This window comes from Rhodococcus sp. R1101 (assembly GCF_000278445.1).
Taxonomy (GTDB): Bacteria; Actinomycetota; Actinomycetes; order Mycobacteriales; family Mycobacteriaceae; genus Rhodococcus; species Rhodococcus gordoniae.
This window is the reverse complement of the sequence record NZ_AJVB01000497.1, coordinates 1-2,775: the sequence shown is the minus strand read 5'-3', so window position 1 is coordinate 2,775 and position 2,775 is coordinate 1. Positions and strand designations below refer to the sequence as shown.

Genomic DNA, 2,775 nt, shown 5'->3' with positions numbered 1-2,775 from the left:
GAGCCGGCTTCCCGGGGCGGGCACGCCGACGTGGTGGACGTGCCGGTCGAGGTCGAAATCGTGGTCGTCGACCCAGACCGGATGGTCGAGGTTGAACTTGCTGTCGGCCAGTTTCATCCGGAACTGGGGCACGGCGGCGAGTCGTGCCCCGAGTTCGTTGCGGAGGCTCGGATAGTCGTGGCGGCCCGGGACAGTAGTCGGATCCAGCACGATCAGCCCGCAGATGTGGAGGAGCTGGCTGGGAGTCTCGAGGTAGAGGAAACCCGCGTCGAGTCCGCTGAGACGCTGCATGGAACCAGGGTAGAACAGGTTCTAGAAATCTGGTCGGATTGCGCCGGTTTTCACCGCTGCAGTCGTGCGACCCCCGCGGGAGGCAGACCGGCGGCATAGGCGAGGACGTCGCAGAAGGCCTCGACGTGCGGGGCCAGCACGTCCGACTGCGGAGTCCACGAGGCGCGCAGTTCCAGCTGGTGTGCGCGGCCCGGGCCCGCGATGTCGCCGAACCGCACGGAGGTCGTCGAGGTCACCGTGCCGCCCAGGGCCGTGAGGGGTTCGCCGTGCGCGGCGAGTGCATCGACGAGCCAGCTCCACGCCACCTCCGGCAACAGGGAGTCGGCCGCCAGGCTCTCGTCGACGTCGGCCTGGATGTACGAGACGAGCCGGGTGGTGCCGTGCCACGCCTCGTCGCCGTCGGGGTCGTAGAGCAGGATGAGGCGGCCGAACGCGTCGCCCTCCGACTGCTCGGGCACCCTCTCCGTCTCGTCGTGCAAAACCTCGGCGCCCAGTGCATAGCTGTAGGGAGCGAGCCGTTGCGGTGGTCGAATCGGTCCGACCTCGATCTCCGGGCGCACGGTAGCCGCGTTCATCGCATCGACTGCGGAACGGAAGCGGGCCGGCTCGGCGGGCGAGGTGGTCACCGAGCGGACGTTAGTGCCGGTGACCCACCGCACGCGGGAGGCGCGCCGATTCCGGTGGGCGGCGCGGTCGTGGCAGCATGGGGCAACGGGTCCGCACCACACGTCTCGGTCCGGGACCCGACAGACGCTGCCCTGCGCGACCGCGCGCAGTGCCCGAAGAACGAGGATCGATGACCGGCTTGGAGAACACGAACGTCGGCTCTGCGGTGCCCGCGGAGTACCCCGCGCGGAGGATCCTGCCGCATGCGCCGCTGCTGGCGGCCGCACGCGGTGAGCGGCCCGTCCACCGGCCCGTGTGGTTCATGCGCCAGGCCGGCCGCTCCCTCCCCGAGTACCGGGAGATCCGCGCCGGCGTCGGCATGCTCGAATCGTGCTTCGACCCCGAGCTGGTCTGCGAGATCACGATGCAGCCGGTGCGGCGCCACAAGGTCGACGCCGCCATCCTGTTCTCCGACATCGTCGTCCCGCTCAAGGCGGCAGGTATCGACCTCGACATCGTCGCCGGGACGGGTCCGGTCGTCGCGACCCCCGTCCGCACCGCCGCCGATGTCGCCGCGCTGCCGTCCCTCGAGGCCGAGGAGGTCGGAGCGGTCGCCCGCGCCGTCGGGCTGCTGACCCGCGAGCTCGGCGACACCCCGCTCATCGGCTTCGCGGGGGCGCCCTTCACCTTGGCGTCCTACCTCGTCGAGGGCGGACCCAGCCGCAACCACGAGCACACCAAGGCGCTCATGCACGCCGACCCGAAGACCTGGCACGCGCTCCTCGGCAAGCTCACCGATGTCGCCATCGGCTTCCTGCGCGCGCAGATCGGCGCCGGTGTCGACGCCGTCCAGCTCTTCGACTCGTGGGCGGGCGCCCTGTCGCTCGCCGACTACCGCGAGTACGTCCTGCCGCACTCCGAGCGTGTCTTCGCCGAGATCGCCGATGCGGGTGTACCGCGCATCCACTTCGGCGTCGGTACCGGCGAGCTCCTCGGCGCCATGGGTGAGGCCGGTGCGGACGTCGTCGGCGTCGACTGGCGCATCCCGCTCGACGTCGCCGCGACGCGCGTCGGCGCCGGCAAGGCCCTGCAGGGCAACCTCGACCCCGCCATCCTGTTCGCCGGCCCGGAGGTCGTCGAACGCGAGGTGCGCCGCATCGCCGCCGAAGCCGATCGTGCGCTGGCCGCCGGCGCCACCGGCCACATCTTCAACCTCGGTCACGGGGTCCTGCCCGACACCGATCCCGACGTCATCACCCGAGTGGTCGAGCTGGTGCATTCGCTGTGACCCCGCCGACGGTCGCGGTCGTCGGCGGTGGGATCAGCGGTCTCGTCGCCGCATACCGGCTGCGTCGTTCGCTCGGCGCCGCCGCGCGGATCGTCGTGCTCGAACGATCGTCGCGGCTCGGCGGCAAGCTCCGCACCGTGCCGTTCGCCGGCGACCCGGTCGACGTCGGGGCCGAGGCGTTCATCGCACGCCGTCCCGAAGTGCTCGCACTCGCCGAGGAACTGGGGCTGAGCGACCACATCGTCCACCCCTCGGGCGCGCGACCGCTCCTGTACGCCGGCGCACGCGTGCATCCGCTGCCCACGGGCACGCTGATGGGCATCCCGGCGTCCGCGGAGTCCGTCGAGGGACTCGTCGACGACGAGACCCTGGCCCGTATCGCCGCCGAGCCCACCGTGCCGCTGGAGTGGACCCGCAGCTCCGATGTCTCCGTCGCCGAACTCGTCCGTTCACGCTTCGGGGAGCAGGTGGTGCGGCGCAGCGTCGACCCGCTGCTCGGCGGGGTGTACTCGGGGTTGTCCGACACCGCCGGTGTCCGGGCCACCGTCCCGACGCTCGCCGCCGCTCTCGACGCCGGTGCGACGAGCCTG

At 71.5% G+C, this 2,775-nt stretch carries 4 protein-coding genes; 2 read left to right on the top strand and 2 right to left on the bottom strand.

Annotated elements, in window-relative coordinates:
* Both R1101_RS0120490 and R1101_RS0120485 read right to left on the bottom strand, forming a co-directional pair.
* A partial coding sequence (locus R1101_RS0120490) for a wax ester/triacylglycerol synthase domain-containing protein (protein ID WP_026003526.1) occupies positions 1–291 on the bottom strand: 291 nt, incomplete at its 3' end.
* 50 nt (positions 292–341) lie between these two features.
* Positions 342–917 (bottom strand): DUF3000 domain-containing protein, encoded by a 576-nt coding sequence (locus R1101_RS0120485; protein ID WP_026003525.1) that lies wholly within the window; start codon positions 915–917, stop codon positions 342–344.
* 170 nt (positions 918–1,087) lie between these two features.
* Here R1101_RS0120485 and hemE point away from each other — a divergent pair, with 170 nt between their 5' ends.
* A complete protein-coding gene (gene hemE, locus R1101_RS0120480) occupies positions 1,088–2,185 on the top strand; it encodes a uroporphyrinogen decarboxylase (RefSeq protein ID WP_016935160.1) in 1,098 nt (365 codons plus the stop codon).
* Positions 2,182–2,775: FAD-dependent oxidoreductase (locus tag R1101_RS0120475; RefSeq protein WP_016935159.1), on the top strand; the 594-nt coding region annotated here is incomplete at its 3' end. The genes hemE and R1101_RS0120475, both read left to right, overlap by 4 nt.